The sequence below is a fragment of the Agrobacterium sp. rho-13.3 genome (genome assembly GCF_033957765.2).
In the GTDB taxonomy this organism is placed as follows: domain Bacteria; phylum Pseudomonadota; class Alphaproteobacteria; order Rhizobiales; family Rhizobiaceae; genus Agrobacterium.
In genome coordinates, this window is sequence record NZ_CP192775.1 from 641168 (window position 1) to 664500 (window position 23333).

The 23333-nt window shown below is 56.0% G+C and carries 25 protein-coding genes; 7 read left to right on the forward strand and 18 right to left on the reverse strand.

The window, feature by feature from the left end:
* The 4 genes from RMR16_RS17840 to RMR16_RS17855 are packed head-to-tail and all read left to right on the forward strand — an operon-like array spanning window position 1 to window position 2474.
* The gene (locus RMR16_RS17840) at window positions 1-756 is read left to right on the forward strand and encodes an SDR family oxidoreductase (RefSeq protein WP_320198654.1); all 756 of its coding nucleotides are present in this window, start codon (window positions 1-3) and stop codon (window positions 754-756) included.
* 1 nt (window position 757) lies between these two features.
* Window positions 758-1261, forward strand: a complete 504-nt coding sequence (locus RMR16_RS17845; protein ID WP_320198655.1) for a gluconokinase — start codon at window positions 758-760, stop codon at window positions 1259-1261.
* A complete protein-coding gene (locus tag RMR16_RS17850; RefSeq protein WP_320198656.1) occupies window positions 1258-2145 on the forward strand; it encodes an NAD(P)-dependent oxidoreductase in 888 nt (295 codons plus the stop codon). The genes RMR16_RS17845 and RMR16_RS17850 overlap by 4 nt, the downstream gene beginning before the upstream one ends.
* Window positions 2142-2474 (forward strand): hypothetical protein, encoded by a 333-nt coding sequence (locus RMR16_RS17855; protein WP_320198657.1) that lies wholly within the window; start codon window positions 2142-2144, stop codon window positions 2472-2474. Before RMR16_RS17850 ends, RMR16_RS17855 begins: the two co-directional genes overlap by 4 nt.
* 88 nt (window positions 2475-2562) lie before the next feature.
* Here RMR16_RS17855 and RMR16_RS17860 read toward each other — a convergent pair whose 3' ends face one another.
* The 5 genes from RMR16_RS17860 to RMR16_RS17880 form a co-directional block, all read right to left on the reverse strand.
* On the reverse strand, window positions 2563-3339 hold the full coding sequence (locus tag RMR16_RS17860; RefSeq protein WP_320198658.1) for an SDR family oxidoreductase: 777 nt from the start codon (window positions 3337-3339) through the stop codon (window positions 2563-2565).
* 108 nt (window positions 3340-3447) lie between these two features.
* The gene (locus RMR16_RS17865) at window positions 3448-4179 is read right to left on the reverse strand and encodes an amino acid ABC transporter ATP-binding protein (protein WP_320198659.1); all 732 of its coding nucleotides are present in this window, start codon (window positions 4177-4179) and stop codon (window positions 3448-3450) included.
* On the reverse strand, window positions 4160-4819 hold the full coding sequence (locus tag RMR16_RS17870) for an amino acid ABC transporter permease (protein ID WP_320198660.1): 660 nt from the start codon (window positions 4817-4819) through the stop codon (window positions 4160-4162). Before RMR16_RS17870 ends, RMR16_RS17865 begins: the two co-directional genes overlap by 20 nt.
* Entirely contained in the window at window positions 4816-5520 is a 705-nt protein-coding gene (locus RMR16_RS17875) for an amino acid ABC transporter permease (protein ID WP_320198661.1), read from the reverse strand. Before RMR16_RS17875 ends, RMR16_RS17870 begins: the two co-directional genes overlap by 4 nt.
* 69 nt (window positions 5521-5589) lie before the next feature.
* Complete coding sequence (locus RMR16_RS17880) at window positions 5590-6375, reverse strand: transporter substrate-binding domain-containing protein (RefSeq protein WP_413785966.1); 786 nt, start codon at window positions 6373-6375, stop codon at window positions 5590-5592.
* Window positions 6376-6672: 297 nt separating this feature from the next.
* On the opposite strand from RMR16_RS17880, the gene RMR16_RS17885 reads away from it, so the two are divergent.
* On the forward strand, window positions 6673-7740 hold the full coding sequence (locus RMR16_RS17885; RefSeq protein ID WP_320198662.1) for a LacI family DNA-binding transcriptional regulator: 1068 nt from the start codon (window positions 6673-6675) through the stop codon (window positions 7738-7740).
* 107 nt (window positions 7741-7847) lie between these two features.
* Here RMR16_RS17885 and RMR16_RS17890 read toward each other — a convergent pair whose 3' ends face one another.
* Window positions 7848-8759 carry a LysR family transcriptional regulator gene (locus tag RMR16_RS17890; protein ID WP_320198663.1) on the reverse strand — a complete coding sequence of 304 codons (912 nt, stop codon included), beginning with the start codon at window positions 8757-8759 and terminating at the stop codon, window positions 7848-7850.
* A 228-nt stretch (window positions 8760-8987) separates the two neighbouring features.
* Here RMR16_RS17890 and RMR16_RS17895 point away from each other — a divergent pair, with 228 nt between their 5' ends.
* Both RMR16_RS17895 and RMR16_RS17900 read left to right on the forward strand, forming a co-directional pair.
* Entirely contained in the window at window positions 8988-9626 is a 639-nt protein-coding gene (locus RMR16_RS17895; protein WP_320198664.1) for an FMN-dependent NADH-azoreductase, read from the forward strand.
* A gap of 12 nt (window positions 9627-9638) precedes the next feature.
* Window positions 9639-10232, forward strand: coding sequence for an NADPH-dependent F420 reductase (locus RMR16_RS17900; protein WP_320198665.1), 594 nt, complete (start codon window positions 9639-9641; stop codon window positions 10230-10232).
* Window positions 10233-10309: 77 nt separating this feature from the next.
* On the opposite strand, the gene RMR16_RS17905 is transcribed toward RMR16_RS17900, so the two are convergent.
* The 12 genes from RMR16_RS17905 to RMR16_RS17960 all read right to left on the reverse strand — a co-directional run bounded on the left by RMR16_RS17905 (window position 10310) and on the right by RMR16_RS17960 (window position 23242).
* Window positions 10310-11275, reverse strand: a complete 966-nt coding sequence (locus RMR16_RS17905; protein ID WP_320198666.1) for a LysR family transcriptional regulator — start codon at window positions 11273-11275, stop codon at window positions 10310-10312.
* A gap of 60 nt (window positions 11276-11335) precedes the next feature.
* Window positions 11336-12670, reverse strand: a complete 1335-nt coding sequence (locus RMR16_RS17910) for a class-II fumarase/aspartase family protein (protein ID WP_320198667.1) — start codon at window positions 12668-12670, stop codon at window positions 11336-11338.
* A gap of 22 nt (window positions 12671-12692) precedes the next feature.
* On the reverse strand, window positions 12693-13523 hold the full coding sequence (locus tag RMR16_RS17915; protein ID WP_320198668.1) for a carbohydrate ABC transporter permease: 831 nt from the start codon (window positions 13521-13523) through the stop codon (window positions 12693-12695).
* The gene (locus RMR16_RS17920) at window positions 13516-14415 is read right to left on the reverse strand and encodes a carbohydrate ABC transporter permease (RefSeq protein ID WP_320198669.1); all 900 of its coding nucleotides are present in this window, start codon (window positions 14413-14415) and stop codon (window positions 13516-13518) included. The genes RMR16_RS17915 and RMR16_RS17920 overlap by 8 nt, the downstream gene beginning before the upstream one ends.
* Before the next feature lie 63 nt (window positions 14416-14478).
* The gene (locus tag RMR16_RS17925; protein ID WP_320198670.1) at window positions 14479-15744 is read right to left on the reverse strand and encodes an extracellular solute-binding protein; all 1266 of its coding nucleotides are present in this window, start codon (window positions 15742-15744) and stop codon (window positions 14479-14481) included.
* Window positions 15745-15789: 45 nt separating this feature from the next.
* A complete protein-coding gene (locus RMR16_RS17930; protein ID WP_320198671.1) occupies window positions 15790-16836 on the reverse strand; it encodes an ABC transporter ATP-binding protein in 1047 nt (348 codons plus the stop codon).
* Between the two features lie 413 nt (window positions 16837-17249).
* Entirely contained in the window at window positions 17250-18005 is a 756-nt protein-coding gene (locus tag RMR16_RS17935) for an SDR family NAD(P)-dependent oxidoreductase (protein ID WP_320198672.1), read from the reverse strand.
* A complete protein-coding gene (locus RMR16_RS17940; RefSeq protein WP_320198673.1) occupies window positions 17998-18882 on the reverse strand; it encodes a polysaccharide deacetylase family protein in 885 nt (294 codons plus the stop codon). The genes RMR16_RS17935 and RMR16_RS17940 overlap by 8 nt, the downstream gene beginning before the upstream one ends.
* 18 nt (window positions 18883-18900) lie before the next feature.
* A complete protein-coding gene (locus tag RMR16_RS17945) occupies window positions 18901-20628 on the reverse strand; it encodes an ABC transporter ATP-binding protein (protein WP_320198674.1) in 1728 nt (575 codons plus the stop codon).
* Complete coding sequence (locus RMR16_RS17950; protein ID WP_320198675.1) at window positions 20625-21500, reverse strand: ABC transporter permease; 876 nt, start codon at window positions 21498-21500, stop codon at window positions 20625-20627. Before RMR16_RS17950 ends, RMR16_RS17945 begins: the two co-directional genes overlap by 4 nt.
* The gene (locus tag RMR16_RS17955; protein WP_320198676.1) at window positions 21500-22471 is read right to left on the reverse strand and encodes an ABC transporter permease; all 972 of its coding nucleotides are present in this window, start codon (window positions 22469-22471) and stop codon (window positions 21500-21502) included. Before RMR16_RS17955 ends, RMR16_RS17950 begins: the two co-directional genes overlap by 1 nt.
* Before the next feature lie 69 nt (window positions 22472-22540).
* A complete protein-coding gene (locus RMR16_RS17960; protein ID WP_320198677.1) occupies window positions 22541-23242 on the reverse strand; it encodes a creatininase family protein in 702 nt (233 codons plus the stop codon).
* Between the last annotated feature and the right edge of the window lie 91 nt (window positions 23243-23333).

The following is a 23333-nucleotide window of genomic DNA, read 5'->3' on the forward strand; positions in this document are numbered from 1 at the left end:
ATGAGCACTGAACTCTTCGACCTGACGGGCAAACGCGCCCTGATCACCGGCTCTTCGCAGGGCATTGGTTTTGCACTGGCAAGTGGCCTTGCCGCAGCAGGTGCCGAAATTATCCTGAACGGGCGCGATGAAGCCAAGCTGAAGGCTGCGGCCGAAAGCCTTGGCGCCCAGCATACGCTCGCATTCGATGCAACGGATCATGAGGCTGTTCGCGCTGCCATCGATGCATTCGAAACCGAGCACGGTGCTATCGATATTCTCGTCAACAATGCTGGCATGCAACACCGCACGCCGCTTGAAGATTTCCCGGCGGATGCATTCGAGCGCCTGCTGAAGACGAACATCTCAACCGTTTTCAATGTCGGCCAGGCTGTTGCCCGCCACATGATCAAGCGTGGCACCGGCAAGATCATCAACATTGCCAGCGTTCAAACAGCACTCGCCCGCCCCGGCATTGCCCCTTATACGGCAACGAAGGGCGCTGTCGGCAACCTGACCAAAGGCATGGCAACCGATTGGGCGAAATATGGCCTGCAATGCAACGCCATCGCACCCGGCTACTTCGACACCCCGCTGAATGCCGCTCTCGTTGCTGATCCGGCGTTCTCCGCATGGCTTGAAAAACGCACGCCGGCCGGTCGCTGGGGCAATGTGGAAGAACTTGTTGGCGCCTGCATCTTTCTGTCCTCCAAAGCCTCATCTTTCGTCAATGGCCATATATTGTATGTCGATGGCGGCATAACCGCGTCACTTTGACATGGAATTGCGCATCGTATTGATGGGCGTGGCAGGTTCGGGAAAATCTGCTGTCGGCGCTGCACTCGCGCAAGAGCTCGGCGGGGTTTATCTGGATGGCGATGACCTGCACCCCGCACACAACATCGAAAAGATGAGTCGCGGCGAACCTTTGACGGATGCCGACCGGTGGCCATGGCTTTCGCTCGTCGGACAAAAGCTGGCGCCATCTGGCAAGACTTTGATCATCGGCTGCTCGGCGTTGAAGCGGTGCTACCGTGACTTTATCCGCAAAGAGGCTGCCGCGCCGGTCATCTTTGTGCATCTCGCCGGTACGAAGGCGCTGATTTCGGCGCGGATGGGTGCAAGGGCTGGTCACTTCATGCCGACGAGCTTGCTCGACAGCCAGTTCGCCACTCTGGAACCACCAGCACCGGACGAAACTGCAATCACCGTCGATATCGATCAGCCTCTGGCCGCGCTCGTCGACGATATCGTCACCAAACTGGAGGAGAATTCACCATGAGCAACAGGGTCGCGCTGATTGGCGCGGGTGCCATGGGCGGCGCTATCGGGACGCGCCTTGCCCAAACGGGCAATCATCTCGTCGTATTTGATCCGAATTCCGAAAAGGTTCAGGCACTGGTCGACCACGGCGCGTTTGCTGCCAATACCGCTGCCGAGGCCGCAGCCGTCAGTGACTATGTTATCTTAAGTCTTAATTCCCCGAGCATCGTGCGCCGGGCTGTGTTTGGCGAAACCGGCATTATAGCTGGCGCCAAGCCCGGAACATTGATTATCGACATGTCCTCCATCGACCCTGATGTGACGAAGCAACTGGCTGCTGAAGCGGCGGAACAAGGTCTTCGGTGGGTGGACAGTCCGCTTTCGGGTGGGGCGCCAAAGGCTCTGACAGGTGCATTGACGCTGATGGCCGGGGGTTCGGTGGATGATGTTGCGGACGCGCATAATGTGCTCAAACATGTATCGACCAACTACACCCATATGGGACCGGTTGGAGCCGGGCAGACGACAAAGCTGATCAATCAAGTGCTCTGCGGCCTTGGCTTTCTGGCGGTTGCCGAGGCGACACAGCTTGCCCTCGACGCAGGCGTGGACGCCGCCAAGATACCGCAGGCGCTGAAAGGAGGACGCGCCGACAGCGCCATTCTCCAGGAATACATGCCGCGCTTCGTGGCGAAAGATTACCGCCGCACCGGCCGCATCGACAACATGGTGAAAGATTTGAACGGCGCGCAGGACCTTGCCCGCCGCACCAACACGGCAATGCCGTTGACAGCTATGTGTGCCGAGATTCATCGAATGCTGACAGCCGCTGGGCTGGGCGGCGAGGATCAGGCGGCACTTATGGAGTTTTTTCGGGGACCAAAAAGGGAGAATTTGGAATGATTACCCGCTACGCACTGTTCGAAGGCAAGGTCAAAGAAGGCAAAACCGAAGCGTTTCGCAAGGCCGTCATCGAACGTATTCTGCCAAAATGGCAGCAATTTCCGCAGGCAACCGATGTCCGCGTTTCGTTTGCCGAGGCTCGCGACGAAGGCGCACCAGAATTGCCGATGATCCTCGCAATTAACTATCCCAACCTGCAAGCGGTAGAAGAAGCCCTGGCAAGCCCGGTGCGCAGTGAAGCACGCGCCGCGACCGAGGAGGTTCTGGCCGAATTCTTCGAAGGTCGAATTCATCATCACGTAACGCTGGCTAACGAGTACAGCCTGTAATCCGCGGATGAAGCCTAAACGTCAAAATGTCGCGCACCAGATTCTGGAGCGCGACATTTTGTAATCACGGGACAGAAAAGGGTCTGGATTATCCCCGTCCGACAAACGGCATCTTTGTCGCCATAACCGTCATTGTCAGCACATTTGCGCTTAATGGAAGACCCGCCATATACAGTACGGCATCGGCCACATGCACCGGGTCCATGGTGGCTTCCGCTGCAAGCATTCCATTTGCCTGCAAGACACCTTGGGAAATCTTCGTGGTCATATCGGATGCTGCATTACCAATATCGATCTGGCCACAGGCGATGTCGAACTCGCGACCGTCAAGAGCCGTTGATTTCGTCAGACCAGTGATGGCGTGTTTGGTCGCAGTGTAAGGCGCGCTGTTGGGCCGTGGTGTTGTCGCAGAGATTGAACCGTTGTTGATAATCCGGCCACCGCGCGGAGTTTGGCTCTTCATCAAGCGGAAAGCGTGCTGCGTGCACAGGAACGCGCCCGTCAAATTGGCGGCGACAATTGCAGTCCAATCTGCGAAGGGGATGTCCTCCAAAGATACGTTGGGAACGCTGACGCCGGCATTGTTTACGAGCAGGTCAAGCCTGCCATAACGGGTTGAAATAGCATCAAAAAGCCCCTGTACGGATGCAGGATCACCGACATCGGCGGTCAGCGCTACGACCTCGCCGCCAGTCTCACCAGACAGTTGCGCGGCAGCCGTTTCCAGCACGTCTGCGCGCCGCCCAGAAATCACCACCTTATAGCCTGCCGCACCGAGTGCCTTGGAGATGGCCCGGCCAATTCCCGTGCCACCACCGGTCACAAGCGCGACCTTTCCCCGTCCATCATTCGCCGTCTTGGTCACAATCGTTTCCTCCCTTAGCGCTGATAATTATGTCGGACCCATCACATGATGGTGCATCATATTTCCTATGAAAACACCAGCCTGGTCTGGACCCGACAAAGGCATCACTTATTTTACGTCAGCCTTCACGAACTGCCGCAGTTCAGGCGTCTGTGGATTGGCGAAAAGATCGCGGGACGGTCCGGCCTCCCAGATGCGTCCCTGATGCATAAAGATCGTGTTCGTCGCCACTCGACGGGCAAAAGCCATCTCATGCGTGACGAGGATCATCGTCATCCCATCACGCGCAAGCTGCTCCATAACCAACAGAACTTCCTCCGTCAGTTCGGGATCGAGTGCGGATGTCACCTCGTCGAACAGCATGACTTTGGGCCGCATGGCAAGAGAACGTGCGATGGCAACGCGCTGCTGCTGCCCACCGGACAGTTGATCCGGGTAGGAATCAAACTTCTCCGAAAGACCCACCAGTTGCAGCACCTCCTGCGTGATCTGCAACGCCTCCCCACGGGCCACACCCTTGACGATCCGGGGTGCCAACATGATGTTTTCGCCGACACTGAGATGCGGAAAGAGATTGTAGCTCTGGAAGACGATACCGACGTCGGTGCGCAGGTTGCGCAGTGATTTCGCATCGCCACCCAGCGGATGTCCGGCAATCTCGATCTTTCCGGAGTTGATCTTTTCCAACCCGTTCATGCAGCGCAGAAGCGTGCTTTTACCGGAACCGGACCGACCGATCAGGGCGAAGACTTCACCGCGTCCGACAGTAAGAGACACACCTTTGAGAACCTCGAGGGCACCAAAGCTCTTGTGAACATTTTCAACGACTACTTCCGACATGAAGCCTCTTTTCCAGCCAACGCGAGAGTTGGGATAGTGGATAGCAAACGGCGAAATAAAGAATGGCGACCGCCACGAAGACCCTGAAAGGCTGGAACGTGGCATTGTTGATGAGCGTGCCCGCACGGGCCAGTTCAACAAAGCCAATGATCGACGTGACCGAGGTATTCTTGACCACCTGAACGGCAAAACCGACCGTCGGTGGCAGTGATATGCGGATCGCTTGCGGCAGAATAACGTAGCGATATTGCTGCAAAGGCGACATCGCCAGAGATTCCGAGGCCTCCCACTGTTGCTTGGGAACGGCTTGAATGCATCCGCGCCAGATTTCCGCAAGATAGCCCGAGGCATAGATCGCCATCGATGCTCCCGCAGCGACCAAAGGCGGCAATTCCAGTCCCGCGAGGCTAAGACCGTAATAAGAAAGAAACAGGATCATCAACACGGGAATACCCTGGATGATCTGGATATAGGTAGCGGCGGCTATGCGAACGGGTTGAGAACGCGATGTGCGCGCCAAAGCGATAACGAAACCCAACAGGCCACCAGCGGCAAGCGCGATGATCGTGAGCAGCACTGTCCATTGCAGAGCTTGAAGAAGAAAACCAAATTCGCTTAAACCGAAACTGCGAAGTGTCATGTGCGCACCTCTGGTAATTGCGTCAACGTACGGCGGGCGACCCGACGGCCGAACAGCCACATGCCCAGAAGCGCAAGCACTCCGCGCAGAGTGAGTGCGAGTGCCAGATAGATCAGGGTCACAACAATGTAGACCTCAAAAGAACGATAGGTCTGGGACTCGACAAAGGCTGCGACTGCGGCAAGCTCGCGGGTCGAGATGGCCGAGCAAATACTGGAAGCAAGCATCATCAGCACGAACTGGCTGCACAAAGACGGATAGACTTTTGAAATAGCCGGTATGATGATGACATGCCGGAAAATCTGGAACCGCGTGAAACCCAGCGCTTCGCCTGCCTCGATCTGTGATTTGTGAACAGCTTCGATGCCGGCGCGGATGATTTCCGTCGAATAGGCGGCCAGATTGATGGTCATGCCAATCAATGCTGCCGTGTCTGCCCCAACCCGCAAACCGAGACCGGGCAAACCGAAATAGACGATAAACAGCTGTACGAGAAACGGCGTGTTGCGAATGATCTCCACATAGGTATCCACGAGGATACGGACCGGTCGACCAAACGTGGACCTTAAAGATGCCAGCACTGTGCCGGCCAAAGCGCCGAGAACGATCGAAACAACAGAAAGTTTTATGGTCAGCCAGATGCCGGCCAGAATTTCATTCTGGTAAGGTGCCAAGGCACCAAATTGGAAAGTGTATGACATTGTTACAGGCTCCGTCGAGTGGAATGCCTGCCGGGCCACGATACCCCGGCAGGTCTGATTTCAGCTCGATCAGAACGTCGGCAAAGTCGGTAGCGGGCGACCGGTCCACTTGATCGCAATCCGGTCAAGATCGCCGGAAATCTTCATTAAGTAGATCGATGTATTCAGCCACTGGCGCAGCTCGAAATCGTCAAGCTTGGTCGCCATGGAATTACCCTGCTGGAAAAAGGTGAACCCAACCTGCAACTGCGCATCAGGCCGCTGCTTGATGATTGCTTCGCCCACCGTTGAAGGCAGGGCTACGGCATCCGCTTGTCCTGCGATAACGGATTGTGCGCTGGTGGAGTCATCTTCAAAGACAACAATTTCGAGGCCGGGTACAGCGGCTTTACGCAGGGCAGTTTCCTGAGAGGAGCCACGATTGACAGCCACCCGTTTGCCTTCAAGATCGGCAAGTTTTGTAAACTTCTGGTCAGGCCCGGAAATGATATCCATGTTGAAGGCGCTGTAAGGCTGCGTAAACATAACGGTCTTGGCGCGCTCTCCGGTCGGAGCCAAAGTGGCGACCAGAAAATCAACCTTTCCCGTCTGCAAGGCCGGTATGCGTGCTGGCGGCGTCAACGGCACCAGTTCGACCGGCAGTGAGAGGTATCCGGCCAGAAGGTTGGCTACGTCGACGTCATAACCAGTCGGATTGCCGCGCTCATCCACCATGCCCATCGGCGGCGCACCGGTCAGAACTCCAATGCGAACCTTGCCTCTGGAAATGATGTCATTGAGCGATCCGGCCTTTGCTTCGGCAACAGCGCCGAGGCCAACAATTCCCATTGATACCGCAGCAATCGCCGCGCACATATATTTCCGCAATCCCATCATTATTCCTCCACTTGATGTTATCATTTTACGCACTCAACGCGCGACGCATTGCACGGGAAGTCGAACGGTCAACCCTCGAAAAGAGCAACCACGAGACAGGTTGAAGGCCCATCTGCGCACTCCCGACACAAATTTCTCCCGTAAGCTCTACCCTCCTGCATGTGGCGCGGTCAGCAATCTCCTTGCGGTCTCCCGTAGCAAGGGTTATCGTTAACCTAGTCCAGATGGTATCGATAACATTTAGCGGGGTCAAGAACCCTTTCAGGAAAAATCGGCATGCAGTATATCCCGGCACAAAAAGTGGCCACACTGCTTGACGTTGCCGAGCGCGCTTCGGTCAGCAAAATGACCGTGTCAAAAGTGCTTCGCAATGTTGGCAACATATCGGAGAAAACGCGCCTCAAGGTGCGCGAAGCCGCCAGAGATCTTGGCTATCTGCCCAACAGTCTGGCCGGATCACTCAGTTCACGCAAAAGCCGCCTCGTTGCTGTTATCATTCCGTCGATGAGCGACACGGTCTTCTCGGAAGTCTTGAGCGGCGTAACCTCGGTTCTCAGGACGCAAGGCTTTCAGACATTTATGGGCGAATCCCATTTCGACCCCGAAATCGAAGCCTCCCTCATCAGCGCCATGCTGTCGTTTCAACCGGCAGGCCTCCTGTTGAACGGCGGCATGGTTCGCAACGATGAAGCAAGCCGCCTTCTTGAAAATCGGCATTGTCCTGCCATGCAGCTCTGGGATTGCGAGAACAGCAGCCTGGATTTCAGCGCCGGGCCGTCGCATGATGAAGCTGGCTGTTTGGTGGCCAACCATTTCAGATCGCGCAGCTTGTCACGGATTGCCTATGTCGGAGCCGAGCTCGAGAAGGATCTGTGCGCGCGCCGACGTTATCTTTCCTTGCGTGCATCGCTCGCAGCCAACGGCTTGGAACTGGTCTCTGAAATCTCCGAGGCCATGCCGAGGCAAGCCGCCTCCGGGCGCCTGCTGACCGAGCAACTGATTGCCAAATATCCCGATATTCAAGGCATTCATTATCTCAACGATGCCATGGCGCTAGGCGGTCTGGCCTATCTGCACGAGGCAGGCATATCGGTTCCGCAACAGATATCCGTTATCGGCTTTAACGGAACCTCGATACCCAACACAGTCCGCACAAAGCTCACCACCGTCGATGTTCCTCGGCTTGCAATCGGTGAAGCTGCTGCCGAGGCATTGCTCAATATCATCGCAGGCAAGGAGATCGAGCCCTCGTGGCGAGCACGGATAAGTATCGTCGAAGGCAACACCACGATTGGTATCGATGATGACGTCAGCGCTTGTTGCGATAGAAATGCATGCAGCTAGCCACACACATCGACTTTGGCATTGTCGGCAAAATTTGTAGAGCATGACCATGCGGCTCTCTATCTTGCCGGACAATGGGATGCGGACTCTGGCGGATGACAACGCTCTTAGCTACGGTGTTCGACACCACTTTCCCCAGCCAGCATACTGACGAGCTGATCTTCGGCTTGGGACGGGGCATGACCTCTCCGGCGCGAGATCATGAACGTCAATGGGCGCAAGTGCCATGCGTGCCGATCGACCTTGACGAGCGCTCCGCTGGCGAGATCGTCGGCAACAACATCTTCCGGCATATGACCCCAGCCAAGCCCCGCTTTAAGCAAGTCGTGTTTCGCCCCAAGCTCGTTCACCAGCCACTTCCGCTCTCCAGCGACCGAGATGGATGATTTTTCAGAATTGGGCTGGTTGTCTGTCACGACGATCTGAACATGCCGGCTGAATTCATCACGCGACGCCGGAACACCGAGACTGGCAAGTGGATGCGATGGCGCGCAGACCGTCACCATAACCGTATCGCACAGTCGATGCCTTTCGATGGCGCTCGGTTTCAACTCCGGAACATCAGCAGCTGTGACCGCGAACATGCATTCGCCGTCCAGAACCAGCGCCTCACCGCCCTGCATCGTTGTCATTCGCAGGTTCACGATCGCGGTGGGTGATACCACACTGATCTGTTGCAGACATGCAATCAGATGTTTGCGTGGAAAGTAAACGTCTACGGCGATTGAAAGCTGCGGAGCACCCGACGTGAAAATCGAACGAGCCCGGGTCTTCATCTCCTCGGTGCGGGCGATGACCGCCCTGGCATCCGGGAGCAAGCTCTTCCCCGCCGGGCTTAGCTCCGCCCGCCGCGTATCACGCTCGAAAAGCTCCACGGACAATGCCGTCTCCAAAGCGGCAACGGCATGACTGACCGCAGACTGCGCACGCGAAAGGCTCTTCGCGCCTCCGGAAAAGCTTCCTGCATCACACACGGCCACGAAGGTGCGGAGTTGATTGATGGTGACGCCGTCAAGCATGGGATCATCCAAAGAGTAGATCGATAGCAGCGATATTACGTCAATTACATAGATGGAGCAATGGGCGTAAATACATCCACAACGTCGTTAACAGTGAACTCTGGAAGGCCAATCATGGCTGCTCAAATACATTCCTTGCTCAGATTAGGCCAATGGCTGGACAACGTCTTCCACCTTTTCAGAGCGCAGAAACCGTCACTCGTCGGCACACACAACAAGAGGTCAAAAATGTCTACGCTTCTCGTGATTGAGGCTAGTCCTCGATATGACTACTCCACGTCCCGCAAGCTGACCGCTGTGTTCGTGAAACGGTGGAAAACCGAAAACCCTGGCGGCACGGTGATCGTCCGCGATCTGATGAAAACCAATCTGCCGTTTGTCGATCTCCCCTGGATCATGGGTGCGTTCACGCCGGCAGACACCCATTCTCCCGAGAGCGCTGCGGCAATCAAGGTATCGAATGACCTTGTTGCCGAATTGCAGACGGCGGATCAGATCGTCATCGGCACTCCGATGTTCAACTTCTCCATCCCGGCTGTCTTGAAGGCCTATATCGACCATATCGTGCGCGTCGGCGTGACAGTCTCAACCGATAACAAGGGTCTTCTCATCGGCAAGAAGGCTGACATTATTCTCGCGACGGGCGGTGATTTTTCGCCGGGGTCTCCGGTCGAACAGTACAATCAGGCAAGCGGTTATCTGCGGCAGGTTCTGGGTTGGATTGGTATTATCGACGTCAATTTCGTGCTGGCAGGACGCGCTCGCGCTGGCGACTATGGCGAGAAGGCAGTCGAGGAATTTGGCGCCCTCACATCCGCCGCCGCAACCCGGTCCACCCTTGCATCTCTCACAACAACCGCATCTTAAATGGAGAATGTCATGACATACAGCATCATCGGAACAGGTAACGTCGGCCTGACACTTGCGGGTTTCTTCGCAAAAAACGACATCCCAGTGGCTGTGGCAAATACACGCGGTCCATCGACTGTGGTTTCCGCCGTCGAGGGTCTCGGCAACAGCATTCAACCATCGACCATCGAAAACGCTCTGGAAGCGGACATCATTTTCTTTGCCGTCCAGTTCTTGAACTTCAAGGACGTTGGCAAGTTGCGCGCAGACTGGTCAGGAAAGATCGTCATCGATGTGACGAACTCGGCATTTCTTCCTCCAGAAGTGCAGGAGCATGAACTTCAAGGTCGCCTATCGTCGGAGGTGAATGCGGATCGCGTTCCTGGCGCACAGCTGGTTAAGGCTTTTAACCAACTCCCTATGCAGGGTCTGACCGCGCCCGTGCCGGCTGGCGGTCGTCGTGTCATCTTCATTTCCAGTGACCATGCAGAGGCGAGCGCAGCCGTCGCTTCTCTCACACAAGACCTCGGATTTGCACCCATCGAAGTCGGCAAGATTGCTGAAGGTGGTCGCCTCATCCAAGCCAGAAACGCTCTGGTCTTTCAAAACTTGATCAAGTTCTGATCGCCCCCCCTCAGGGCCGGAGAATAACTGGCCCTGAACCTGAATTCGTTCGCGCAGTCCCTTGCCTAGCAAGCGCCCTAAATTGGGTCGGAGTAAATGTCTTTCGGCACTGAGTTCTGTTTCAAGAACTCTGCGAACAAGGTCGGAAGCGCACGCGCTCGAGAGCCGCTCGCAAGATAAATATCGAGCTCTCCGAAAATCGTAGGGTTGAAGGGTCTATAGATCACATGCTCGCGTTTGATCCTTGTCAACGGAAACGAATTCACAACTGCGATTCCGTTTCCTGCGGCAACATAATTGATCGCCGACACCGCGTTGGACGTCTCAACCACAACATTCGGTGCGCTTCCGGCCTTCGAGAAATGCCGATCGATCATCGCCCGCGCTGAGTTGCGCTTAACCAAAGCGATGAACGGGAGGTCATGAAGATCGATGGGATCGATGGATTCCTTGCTGGCAAGCGGGTGATCGTCGCGCAGCGCACAGACATATTGCGATCTGCGATAGGGTATTTTGCGAACATTCGTTGGAAGGTCTGACAATCTCAACTCGGCCAAACCCAGATCAGCGCGTCCGTCGATGATATATTCCAGAACCTGCGGCGTGGTGATGACATCCAGCGTGACATGAATACCCGGGTGTTCGATGAGAAACTTCGCCGTCAGTTCGTCCAGCAGGCAATGGGCAATTGTCGGCGGAACGGCAATCCGAAGAGAGCCCGCGGCGCTTGAACTCGACGAAAACGTTTCGATCCTGTTCAGGGAAGCCAGAATCGCGACCACTTCCTCGTAGATCGCCAGAGCATCAGCTGTCGGCGATAGCCCTGCGCCATCCCGAATGAATAATGGATTCCCAAAACGCGCTTCGAGTTGCGAAATCATCCGCGAGACGGCGGGCTGCCCAATACCGAGACGCGCTGCGGCTGCCGTTGTCTTTCCCGTCTCGATAAGAGCGTGCAGAACCTCAAAATCTCGAAGGGACGCCCAGCCGCCAGACCACGATGCTCTTTTTGGCGTACCGACCGATGACTTTCCGTTCTTCACACGTCAACTCCCACTGGATGTATGCACACCCGGTGTTGAACCACTAAAAGAAGACTAGCGCTAGCGTGCAACTTCTTCGTCGACGCACTTTCCTGCCTCGCCAAGATAGGACGCGGGATCAAGAAGCGTTTTCAGATCAAGGCTGTCTGCCAACTCGCGGACTTTCTCATGCCTTGTAATCGCGTCTTCGAAGCTTCCGCCATGTTCCACCGTTTCCATGGCTGCGTCGTACAAGACGTGGTGGGCGGTGTGGCGACCGAGAACATTGGCGAGTTGCATCATCACAGCTTCAGAAAGGATCATTCCTCCCGAGAGACGAAGGTTGTTTTTCATCTGGTCTTTATTGACCGTAAGCCCACCGACGAGGCTGTCGAGAAGCCATACGACCGAGGCGCCGATCACCGCCACCTCAGGAACAAGCACGTCGGAAACGTTGCTGGCCGAGGCATCACCCTCATTGTTGCGGACCATGGATTCGAACGCGAGAGGAACCCTGCCGCGCAGCATCCTGCTCAGGCCGATGAGGTTTTGAGACTTTTGAGGATTGCGCTTCTGCGCCATCGTGCTGCTTCCAACCTTGCCATGGTGGAAACTCTCCTCCACCTCTGCAATTTCGGTGCGCTGGAGAAATACGATCTCCTCGGCAATCTTCTGCGCTGTCGCTGCAATCAGACCCAGAACCGATATGTAGTGAGCAAATCTGTCGAAAGCGCTTCTGACAGGAATGTCCTCAACGCCGAGACCGAGGATTTCCGCGACACGGGATTGAACCTTCGTTCCGTTGCCCAGCATGGCCGCAAATGTTCCTACGCCACCACCCAGACGAACAACGAACGCCTGTTCTCCGGCAGACGCCAGAAGATCACGCTCACGACGAAGCTCCGCGTGCCATGCGGCGACCTTGAAGCCGAAGGTAATCGGCAGTGCGTGCTGGCCATGGGTTCGTCCGGCCTGCACCACATCGCGATTGTCACGGGCCAGCACGCCTAGTTTGGTGAGCGCCGACTCCAGACCTTCCATGATAATCTTGTGGCTCTCCCGAAGCTGCAAGACCGCTCCGGTTTCAAAGATGTTTTGTGTCGTCACGCCCCAATGCAACATGCCTGCGGCTTCCTCTCCGCAAAGGCCTTCGAATTCGCGCAACACTGGAACGAGCGGATGCATGGTGCTGATGATGCCAGCCGAGATATGTTCAAGATTGAACAGTTCGCTCCGGCCCATTTCCGCGATTTTTGCTGCTGCGGACTCCGGTATGATGCCCTCTTCTGCCTGAGCTTTTGCCAGAGCGACCTCAACATCAAGCCATGCTTGCAAGGTCGAGTTGTCGCTCCAGACGTTCAGGCTGCGTTGATCAAACCAATGCCGCGTGAAATGTGAAGTGAACATGGTGAACATGAAAACACCTATTCCTAGAGTATCAGCCCTTTACCGAGCCGGATGTGAGGCCTGAGACGATGTGTTTCTGGCAGACGAGGAAAACCACGATCGTTGGAATCAAGGTCAGCGTGATGAATGCCAGGATCACGTTCCATTCCTGAAGGTATTCCCCCTGGAACTGCATGATTCCGAGCGGCCAAGGATATTTGCTCTCCGAATTGAGAAGCACGAGCGGCAGGATGTAACTATTCCAAGAGTGAACGAACTGGATCGTTGCAACCGTGGCGATGATCGGTCGTGATAGCGGCAGAATGATCCGGCGGAAGAAGAAAAAGTAACTGGCACCATCGACCAGTGCTGCTTCTCGCAATTCATCCGGGATTTCCTTGAAAAACCGCCTGAAGAGAATGATGCTCATGGCTAGGCCGAACGCAGCATTTGGCAATATCACGCCGAGATATGTGTCCAGCAGGCCCAGATCTCGGACATTGATGAAAATGGGCAACGCAGCGGTTGCCGCCGGGAACATCAAGCCGAGCGTGAAATAGTTGAGCAAATTGTCCCGACCTCTGAACTTGGTGAACGCAAAGGCGAACGCCGCCAGCGAAGACAGCGCGATGGTGAGGACAACGGCAGAAATCGTAATGATCAGCGAATTGCCGAGGTAGAGCCAGAACCTGCTGGAGACGAGGATGCCACGATAGGCTGTCGTATCCCAGGTCTGGGGAAGCCCGAAGGCATTCGACTGTAGCTCCGGCAGAGACTTGAAACCACCGAGCGCAGACGCGACCAACGGTATCAGGACGACCAGCGCCACGATGGCGAGGAGGAAGTATTTGAAGATCGTGAATGGATCGCGCACGTCATTCATCGCGGAGAATCCACTTCTTGTAGGTGAAGGCAAACACGACGCAGATCAGGAACAGAACGACGCCGACGGCGCTTCCGTAACCGATGCGCATACGGGTGATGCCATTGGTGTAAAGGTAGGTGACCAGGGTTTGTGTGGAGTCCAGTGGACCGCCGCCGGTCAAAGGCATGATCAGGTCGAAAAATTGAACGGCACCGAGAACAGCGAAGAAAATGCAGAGTTTTAGGATGGGAGCTAGCAAAGGAACGACAAGATAGCGCGTGATCTGCCAGCGGCTTGCGCCATCGATCGTTGCCGCTTCGAGCAGAGACTTATCGATAGATTGCAGACCCGCGATAATCAGCATCATGTGGAAACCGAAGTACTTCCACACAACCACAAACAGGATCGCATATATAGCCGTATCCGGCTCCGCGAGCGGATAGGGAGCATCCTGACCGAACAGAGCGAAAATCGGCTTGAGAAGGCCATAGTCGCCGTCATAGACGAAGCTGAAAATTAGACCCGTGGCAACTTCTGCCAGCACGTAGGGAAGAAAGAAAATGAGCCTAAAGTAGACCGCACCATGCAACTTGTTGGCCAATAACAGCGCCATTGCGAGTCCGAGCGGAATTTGCACGAATACCGATGCTGCGACCGTCCAGCAGATGTTGATAAGTGCGACCTTGAAGGCCGGCGTACGAAACGCCTCGATAAAGTTTCCGAAACCGATGAAATCCGTCGGCGTTCCGTAACCATCCCAGTTAAAGAAGCTGTACCAGCCAGCCTGAGCCATCGGAAAGACGACGAATATCGAGAATGCCAAAAGAGCCGGGACGATGAAGACTGTGGCCGTCCAGAACTCTCGCGACTGCGGAGAACCTGTTGTTGGAGCTTGCGCTGAAATGGACATGTTGTCACCCGATCAGTCCTTTGAGGTGCCGCAGCGGCACCTCAAAGGTTTATGATGTTGAGTTTATTGGGATGAAGCGTCCGTCTTGCGGGCATCTTCGAGGATTTTCGCCGCGTCAGCAGGCGTATATTGTCCAGCAGCGATACCAACGGCGATATCGTTCGACGTTGCCCCAGCATTCGGCCCAAGCTGGACATCATAGTTCAGTTGCAGGAAGCTCAGGTCGTTGATTGCCTTTGCCACGCGCGCCTGGATAGGATGAGTGATCTTGGCTTGCGCCGCGACAGAAACCGGAATGATGAAGCCGCCGGATGCAAGTTGCTCTTGATACTTCTGGCTCAGGAAGGTCTCCATGAACTTCACGGATTCCTTCGAAGCGCCCTTGGTAAACAGCCAGCCGTTCAGCTGCCCGACTGCTTCTTTATCGGTAGCCGCGCCGCCGGGAACATTCGGCACACCGATGAACTCCATCTTCTCCAGGGGAAGGCCGACCTTGTCTGCCGCAAGTGTCGGGTTCAGGCGGAAGAACCACGTGCCATACAACAACATCGCAGCCTTTCCATCCGAAAAGAGGCTGCCGGAGGTCTGTGCCTTTGCGCTGAGGTAACCACTCTGAAAAGGCTTCAGCTCAGCGAGTTCCTTGAGTTTTTCGCCCGCCTTGACGAAGGTGTCCGCCGTAAAGCCACCGCCCTCTCCGTTCATAGCTGTTTTCAGGCCTTTTTCGCCGCCGATTTTAAGCGCCAGTGATCCGTAGAGACTTCCAAACTGCCATTTGTCCTGGCCGCCGATCGCAATTGGCGTAATGCTCGCCGCCCGCAGCTTTTTCACGCCTTCGATAAAGCCGGGCCAGGTCGATAGCGAGTCGATGGTGACACCGGCCTTGGCGAGCAGTTCCTTATTAACGAGGAAGCCGATTTCGGTGGTGAGGTAAGGAAGACCATAAATTTTTCCATCGCGCGTGTAGCTCTTCACGCCTGCCGGAATAAGCGTCGATAGAAATTTAGGATCAACATCCGCCGTCACGTCTTGAAGAACGCCAGCCTTGATGCGGCTGTCAACCAGACCACCGCCCCAGCTGTAGATGATGTCTGGCTTGGAATCGGCCTGAAGCAGAGTGGTCAAACGCGCCTTGAAGGCATTCGTTTCCATTCCCTGGAATTCGACCTTCACACCCGGATTGGCGGCCTCGAAGTCGGTTTTCGCCTCGTTCCAGATTTTCAGGACTTCCGGATTCGTCTCGATATGCAACATGCGCACCGTGGTGTCGGCAAAGGCGACGCCTGACGTTGCCGTCAATAAAAATGCTGTAAGCGCTGCTCTGAATTTCATCTGAACCTCCCGTTCCGTTGATGAATAAATTTGTTTATCGACCAGTCACAAACGGCGACCGGTGCTCCCGTCGAAAACATGAATTTTCGAGATATCCGGCAGGACCGAAATCGTTTCGCCAACCTGCAACGCGATACGCTCGCGGATAAGGAGAAGGGCGTGTTGCCCTCCGATGGACAAGGAAACGTGGGTCTCCGATCCGGTCGGCTCGATGACATCGACTTGCGCGTTTACGCCACCGGCAGCAATCCGCATGTTCTCCGGACGAATTCCGTATGTGATGTCGCGACCCTCAAGGTCGGTTCGCTCCAGCGGCCAAGATCCTCCATCTTTGGCGATGAAACGGCCACCACGAACAACCCCGCGAAGAAGGTTCATTGCGGGCGACCCGATAAACCCGGCCACAAAAACATTGTCAGGCTTATCGTAAAGATCGATAGGCACCCCGATCTGCTCAACATGGCCAGCGTTCAAAACGACGATCTTGTCCGCCATGGTCATGGCTTCGATCTGGTCGTGCGTGACATACACCGTCGTGGTCTTCAGCCGCTGGTGCAGATTCTTAATCTCGGCCCGCATATGGACACGCAGCTTGGCATCGAGATTTGACAACGGTTCGTCGAACAGAAACACCTGCGGATCACGTACGATCGCACGCCCCATGGCCACGCGCTGCCGCTGACCTCCGGACAGTTCTCGCGGATACCGGTGAAGCAACGGATCGAGCCCGAGAATTTTAGCCGCCCGAGACACTTTGGTCTCGATTTCGCTTTTACCGGCTTTTCGCAGCATCAGCGAGAAAGACATGTTTTCTGCGACAGTAAGGTGCGGATAGAGCGCGTAGCTCTGAAACACCATGGCTATATCACGCTCTTTCGGCGGCAAGTCATTGACCCGCTTGCCACCAATCCGCAACTCGCCACCACTGATCTGTTCAAGACCGGCGATCATCCGCAACAAGGTCGACTTGCCACATCCCGACGGCCCCACGAGCGTGACGAATTCACCCTCATCAATGCTGATGTTGATGCCCTTAATGATCTCTACGGCCGCGAAATTCTTGCGGATATCGACTACTTCGACGTTCGCCATACATCCTCCTCCTAATTTTGACGCATACTTAATATGTATTGAGATGCATATCAAGTATGCAAATCGGAATTTTTGCCATTTGCTTTTTTGGACGCAGCGTTATTGGCACGGCAGCGTGTTCACGATGACGCCAATATCGGGCTTTCGGGCGAGCGAATGTGAGGGGTCTTGCGACGTGCTACATGATCAACCGGGGACATTCGCCAAGGAAGCGGTTTTGCAATAGGAAGAGGAGGTAATGATCGACCAAGCCCAAACATATCTGGACAGCTGGGTCGAACGAATGAACAGCGCGATCAAGGATCGCGACCGTCAAACGCGTTATGTGCTTGGGCAATCGTGGGCCTTATGCCCAATCAGCTCAAACTCTTGGATATTCCAGGTTATGATCCTGAGAACGATGAAAATATCTCTCAACGCACCCACTGCATGCCGTCAATTTGAATGTCCTGACCCGTGATAAAGTTGGGCTCGGAGGTCGCGAGAAACGTGACGACGTTTGCAACATCCTGTGGCGTGCCGACCCGTTTCAGCGCGATGCCGGCCGCGAGCTGCTCCTCACGAGCGTCTATCATCGCGTTCGACCGCTCAGTCTTGATGACGCCGGGGCAAATGGCGTTAACGACGATGTTCGGGGCGAGTTCTTTTGCCAGTGCTTTGGTCATTCCCAGAATGCCAGCTTTGGCCGCCGTATAGGAAAACTTGCTGACGGCACTGGTAACACCGCCGGTATGAGCGTTCATCGACGACATGTTGATGATGCGCCCGCCGCCATTGCGGCGCATGACGAGTACCGTGGGCTGAATGTAGTTGAACGCACCTTTGAGGTTTATGTCGATGGTGGTATCGAACTCTTCCTCCGAAATGTCTTCTATCCCCTTCGGCATCGGGCGACCGGCGTTGTTGAACAGCACATCGATTCGGCCCCATTGCGCATCGACGTCTGCCACGATCTGGGCGGCACGCGTGTGCTCACGTACATCGGCAACGAAGGTCAGCACCTTGCGGGTCAGCTCGCGGATTTCTGCGGCGGTGCGCGCCAGATCGTCCTCGATCAGATCGACCAGAACGATATCGAACCCATGTTTCGCCAAGTCCAAAGCACAGGCCCGGCCAATTCCGCGACCGCCTCCAGTGACCAGCGCCACTTTTCGGATCGCGTCAGACATCGGCATTCTCCTTGGCATAACGGGCGATGTCAGCATGGGTGCCGAACCACACGTCGTCATGCTGCTGGATATGCTGGATCAGCTCCTCAAGGATGAAAATGCGGGAGCGATAACCGGAGACATGTGGATGGATGGTCAAAAGGAACAGGCCGCCTTCCTGATAGGCACGGTCGAATTCCCGTTTGAAGATATCGAGTACAGCGGGTGGCGGCGTGTATGGGCGGTGGGCGGTGAAGCGGTTCATATTGAAATAGACCGCATCGTCTCTGATCCATTCTACCGGCAGTTCGACCATGCCAGTCGGCTCGCCGTCTTCGACCAACTCATAAGGATCATCGTCGGCCATCAAAGAGCTGTCGTAGAGGAGACCCAGTTCCCGTTCGATTTCCAGCGTCACCGCGGAAAAGTCCCAGGATGGGGTGCGCATGCCCACGGCGCGCACGCCGGTGACCTTTTCAATCGTATCGGCGGCACGCAGGTGCAGTTCGCGCTCTTTGTCAGGCGGCACTTTTGTGTTCACCTCGTGAATCCAGCCATGCAAGCCAATCTCATGGCCCTCGGCGATCACACGTCTCTGCTCATCTGGATAAAGAAGTGCCGCAACGGCTGGTACGAAAAAGGTCGCGGGAACCTCGGCTTTTTTCAGCGTTTCCAGAATACGCGGTACGCCTCGGCGGTTGCCATATTGTCCCTGCGACAATCGACCGATGGATTCCCCGCCATCGCGCAATTCATTGGTCTCGTGGTCACTGTCGAAAGAGAGTGCAACGGCGCAGCGAGCACCGTTCTTCCAGGTCTTCGGCTTCAGTGAACGACCAGCCCGCACTTTATCGACCTTGCCGCGCCATGTGGTTTCGTCCCATTCCCAAGGTTCCATATCTCGTTTTCCCTCTCTTTATTCGGCGGCTTGCGGTAGGACTGGCACGGCTGCGAGCAATCGCTTGGTATAGACGTGCTGCGGATGTGCGTAGATTGCGCCTGTTTCGCCTTCCTCAACGATACGACCCTGATACATGATGGCGACACGGTCGCAGAGGTGGCGAACCACGGACAGATCGTGGCTGATGAACAGCAGCGATAGATCAAGCTCTGACCGCAGACGGATCAGCAGGTTGATGATCTGCGCCTGTATCGACACATCCAGCGAGGCGACTGGTTCATCGCAGACGATAACGTCAGGCTGCATGGCAAGCGCGCGGGCAATGGCGATGCGTTGCCGCTGACCACCGGAAAACTGGTGCGGAAAACGGTTGGTGAATGCGGGGTCGAGGCCGACTGCCGCCAGCCATTCTCTGACGTAGTCTGGGGCATCGGCACGGCTGACCAGCCGGTGTGCCAGCGGCCCCTCTGCCACGATGTCGCCGATCCGCATCCGGCCATTGAGCGAGGCGAATGGATCCTGAAAGATAGTCTGAATCCGGGTGGTGATCTTTGATGGACTACGGCCGGCGCTCATCACAGGTTGGCCGTTGAGGCGGATGGCGCCAGATGTCGGCACGGTGATACCGGCGGCCATTCGCCCCAGCGTCGATTTTCCGGAACCGGATTCGCCGACCAACCCCAGCACCTCGCCGCGTTTGACGGTGATAGAGACCCCATCCACGGCTTTGACGACGGCGACCGGTTGCGACAGGCCAGATCGGATCGCAAGTCCATGCAGAACCCCAACCGGCTTCTCGAACCGCTTCGCTGCATTGTCGATCACCAGATAAGGGCTGCCGAGCGGTGGTAAATTTGCGGTGGCGGATTTTCGGGGTGGTGGTGCCGCATCTGCGATGCCGCTGCCGCGCAACAACAACTCGCTCGGTTTGGCGCGCGAAGGCAGCGCTTCGAGCAGTGCCTTGGTGTAGTCATGCTGCGGTTTTGTCAGGACGCCTAGCGCCGGGCCAATTTCGACAATATTGCCGGACCTCATCACGGCAACACGGTCAGCAATGGAGGAGACGACAGCGAGGTCATGGCTGATCCAAATCAATGCGGTGCCGAGTTCCGCGACGAGTTCCTTCATCTCGGCCAGAATTTCAGCCTGGATCGAAACGTCGAGCGCGGTTGTCGGTTCATCGCAAATGATCAGCTTGGGTCTATGCAGCAGCGCAATGGCAATTGCCACGCGCTGGCGCATACCGCCGGAAAACTGATGCGGGAAAAAGTCGACCTTCCGTTCAGGCTCGCTGATCCGCACCTGCGCCAAGGCCTTGATGGCCCGCTCGCGAGCTTCCGAACTGCTGATATTCTCGTGGGCTTCCAAGGCAAGCTTGATCTGCGTACCGATGCTCAGCACCGGGTTCAGCGTCATCATCGGATCCTGAAAGACCATGGAAATTACTTTGCCACGAATGGCACGCAATTCATGGCCGGACAGACCGACCAGTTCCCTGCCCTCTAGCTTGATCGAACCTTCGACGATGCGGCCCGGCTCGTCGATTAGCCCTATGATCGAAAATCCTGTAATCGACTTGCCGGAACCGGATTCACCAACCAGCCCCAGCACTTCGCCGGGCGCTACGGAAAAGGAAATGCCATCGACGGCTTTTACCTCGCCTCGTCCGCTTGGGAACCAGGTCTTGAGATTACGGACGTCGAGAAGAGGGGTTGCAGATGCGTGTGTCGGTGTTGGGGTCATCTGCGAAGCCTCGGGTTGAGCTGGTCGCGAATCTGGTCGCCAACAATGTTGAGCGAAACGATGAAGAGGATCAGTGCGAGACCGGGATAGATCGAAATCCAGTAGCGGCCCGACAGCAGGTACTGGAACCCATTGGCAATGAGCATGCCGAGCGATGGTTCGGTGGGCGGCAGACCGACGCCGAGAAATGATAGTGTCGCTTCGAGCGAAATGGCGCTTGCGACTTGCACTGTCGCGACCACGATGAGCGGCGGCAGCGAGTTTGGCAGGATGTGTTTCAGCACGACCCGCCACGGTGAGAGCGGGATCGACAAAGCCGCTTCAACATAATCCTTTTGTCGTTCGGCAGCCGCCGCACCATGGGCGGTGCGGGCAAAATATGCGTATTGCGCAAAGATCAACGCCAGAATGAGTTGGTAACGACCCTGGCCAAGCACAGCGGCAATAACGAAGGCCAGCAAAATGGCCGGAAACGAGAGCTGCAAGTCGACGATACGCATCGCCAGACTCTCGAAACGTCCGCCGATATAAGCGGCGGCACAGCCGACCACCGCCCCGATCACGAAGGCGACACCCCCGGCGATGATGCCCATTTGCAGCGAGATGCGCAGGCCGTAAATGATGGCAGACAGGAGATCGCGACCTTGCGAATCCGTGCCAAGCCAGTGCGTGTAACCGCCGGTGCCAACATAACCCGGCGGCCTGCGCGCATCGCGCAGCACCAGATGGGCAAGGTCGTACGGATCCTGCGGCGTGACCAGCGGTGCGATCAGCGCGACCAGCACGATGATGAACACCATCACGGCAGCGCCGGTGGCGACCTTGTTACCACGAAATTCCTCCAGAAACCGGGAGAGTGGAGTATCGCGCATCAGGCACGCCCCTTTCTCAAACGCGGGTCGAGCAGCGCGTAAACAAGGTCGACCACAAGATTGATAACGATGAAGAGAAGGGCGACAAACATCAGATAGGCGACCATCACGGGTCGGTCGAGTGAAGTGATGCTGTCGATGATGAGTTTGCCAAGTCCGGGCCACGAAAAAATCGTCTCGGTGACGACGGCAAATGCCAGTGTCGAGCCGAGCTCCAGACCAAAGACTGTGACGAGCGGAATCGAGATCAGCCGCAACACATGGCGACTCAGAACAGTGAATTCCGAAAGCCCGGCGGCACGGGCAAATTTCACAGTATCGCTCAACATCAGTTCCCGCGTTCCGGCCCGTGCAAGGCGGATCATCAGCGAAAACTTGAACAGAGCCAGGTTCAACGCAGGCAATACAAGGTGGGCAAGTCCATCGCCGGTAAGAAAACTGAAATCGACGCCGAACAGACTGACCGTCTCTCCGCGCCCACCGGCGGGCATGCAGCCGCATTGAACGGCAAAAACCATGATCAGCATCAAGCCGAACCAGAAGGTCGGCACCGAAAAACCGAGGATAGAAATGGCCATGATGGCACGGGACACCGGGCTGTGCGGACGATACCCGGCATACATCCCGATAGGAACGCCGACGAGGCTTGCAAACAGCACTGCGGCAAGCGTTAGTTCAAGGGTCGCGGGCATACGCGTCAGGATCAATTCGCTCACAGGCATATTGTAGACAAAGGATCGTCCGAAATCGCCATGCAGGATGCGGCCAACGAAGGTGAAATATTGCTGCCAGAGCGGTTGGTCGAGGCCATATTGCGCAATCACAGCAGCGCGTATGTCCTGCGTCGCATCTGGGGAGATCAAGACGTCAATCGGATTGCCGACGGCGTAAACACCGCAGAACACAAGCGCCGACATGGCGATGACCACGATGAGCGCTTGCCATAGTCTTTGCAGGATGAAACCAAACATTCGTTCCCAGTTCTCCCATCTTTTGCGGGTTTGCCCGTCTCTTCGAAATCGTTAGAATCCGTGTGATTGTCAGTGCCAGTCCGCTTCCAGAAGCGCTCGAGTCTCTTTTACCGCCACATCCCATATCGCCAGCATATCCTCATCGGGACGCTGATAGAGACCATGATAGTTACCATCGCCCAGCAATTCCCGTTTGCGGGCTGCGCCGACGCGGGCCAGCGCTGCGTAGTCGATCTGCGGCTTCGATGTCGTTGGCTGGCGTTGGTCAGAGGTGCGTGTCCATGGAAAGTTCTCCATCCATGAGGCGTGCGAGGCAGCCGGATCGATCTCCTGCACTTTTGCCAGCGTCTTCGACGCCCGCCACCAGTCGTGGAATTTGACGGATGCATCCGGATGCGTGTTCAGCCACTCGGAAATGACCGTAGTGGCGGGCACATTGCCGCCATGGCCGTTGACCACGAGGATGCGGCGGAAGCCGGAACGGTACATGCTGTCGAGCAGGTCACGGATAACGCCAATATAGGTAGACAAAGACAGGGTCAGTGTTCCGGGAAAAGACGCAAACGACGATGCCAAGCCATACGATACGACCGGAAAAACCGGAACGCCGAGCGGCTCGGCGGCATCGACAGATATCTTTTCGGCAAGAATCATGTCCGTCGCGAGACTGAGATAGGCATGCTGTTCGACGCTGCCGATCGGTAAAATGCAGCGATCATCTTCTGCAACGCGCTCTTCAACCTGCATCCAGTTCATGTCGGCTATCTTCAACTCGCTATCCTCATTCTAACTCTTGATGCAAACGCGCAAAGAACGCCCACTATTTGGCAGATAAGCACAATATTTGTGCTTTTTACGCGGC

Bases quoted from the DNA above. Each gene is read 5' to 3' on its own strand.
- RMR16_RS17840 (WP_320198654.1), top strand. From the start codon at position 1: ATGAGCACTGAACTCTTCGACCTGACGGGCAAACGCGCCCTGATCACC.
- RMR16_RS17845 (WP_320198655.1), top strand. From the start codon at position 758: ATGGAATTGCGCATCGTATTGATGGGCGTGGCAGGTTCGGGAAAATCT.
- RMR16_RS17850 (WP_320198656.1), top strand. From the start codon at position 1,258: ATGAGCAACAGGGTCGCGCTGATTGGCGCGGGTGCCATGGGCGGCGCT.
- RMR16_RS17855 (WP_320198657.1), top strand. From the start codon at position 2,142: ATGATTACCCGCTACGCACTGTTCGAAGGCAAGGTCAAAGAAGGCAAA.
- RMR16_RS17865 (WP_320198659.1), bottom strand. From the start codon at position 4,179: ATGTCGGAAGTAGTCGTTGAAAATGTTCACAAGAGCTTTGGTGCCCTC.
- RMR16_RS17870 (WP_320198660.1), bottom strand. From the start codon at position 4,819: ATGACACTTCGCAGTTTCGGTTTAAGCGAATTTGGTTTTCTTCTTCAA.
- RMR16_RS17875 (WP_320198661.1), bottom strand. From the start codon at position 5,520: ATGTCATACACTTTCCAATTTGGTGCCTTGGCACCTTACCAGAATGAA.
- RMR16_RS17880 (WP_413785966.1), bottom strand. From the start codon at position 6,375: ATGTGCGCGGCGATTGCTGCGGTATCAATGGGAATTGTTGGCCTCGGC.
- RMR16_RS17885 (WP_320198662.1), top strand. From the start codon at position 6,673: ATGCAGTATATCCCGGCACAAAAAGTGGCCACACTGCTTGACGTTGCC.
- RMR16_RS17890 (WP_320198663.1), bottom strand. From the start codon at position 8,759: ATGCTTGACGGCGTCACCATCAATCAACTCCGCACCTTCGTGGCCGTG.
- RMR16_RS17895 (WP_320198664.1), top strand. From the start codon at position 8,988: ATGTCTACGCTTCTCGTGATTGAGGCTAGTCCTCGATATGACTACTCC.
- RMR16_RS17900 (WP_320198665.1), top strand. From the start codon at position 9,639: ATGACATACAGCATCATCGGAACAGGTAACGTCGGCCTGACACTTGCG.
- RMR16_RS17910 (WP_320198667.1), bottom strand. From the start codon at position 12,670: ATGTTCACCATGTTCACTTCACATTTCACGCGGCATTGGTTTGATCAA.
- RMR16_RS17915 (WP_320198668.1), bottom strand. From the start codon at position 13,523: ATGAATGACGTGCGCGATCCATTCACGATCTTCAAATACTTCCTCCTC.
- RMR16_RS17920 (WP_320198669.1), bottom strand. From the start codon at position 14,415: ATGTCCATTTCAGCGCAAGCTCCAACAACAGGTTCTCCGCAGTCGCGA.
- RMR16_RS17925 (WP_320198670.1), bottom strand. From the start codon at position 15,744: ATGAAATTCAGAGCAGCGCTTACAGCATTTTTATTGACGGCAACGTCA.
- RMR16_RS17930 (WP_320198671.1), bottom strand. From the start codon at position 16,836: ATGGCGAACGTCGAAGTAGTCGATATCCGCAAGAATTTCGCGGCCGTA.
- RMR16_RS17935 (WP_320198672.1), bottom strand. From the start codon at position 18,005: ATGTCTGACGCGATCCGAAAAGTGGCGCTGGTCACTGGAGGCGGTCGC.
- RMR16_RS17940 (WP_320198673.1), bottom strand. From the start codon at position 18,882: ATGGAACCTTGGGAATGGGACGAAACCACATGGCGCGGCAAGGTCGAT.
- RMR16_RS17945 (WP_320198674.1), bottom strand. From the start codon at position 20,628: ATGACCCCAACACCGACACACGCATCTGCAACCCCTCTTCTCGACGTC.
- RMR16_RS17950 (WP_320198675.1), bottom strand. From the start codon at position 21,500: ATGCGCGATACTCCACTCTCCCGGTTTCTGGAGGAATTTCGTGGTAAC.
- RMR16_RS17955 (WP_320198676.1), bottom strand. From the start codon at position 22,471: ATGTTTGGTTTCATCCTGCAAAGACTATGGCAAGCGCTCATCGTGGTC.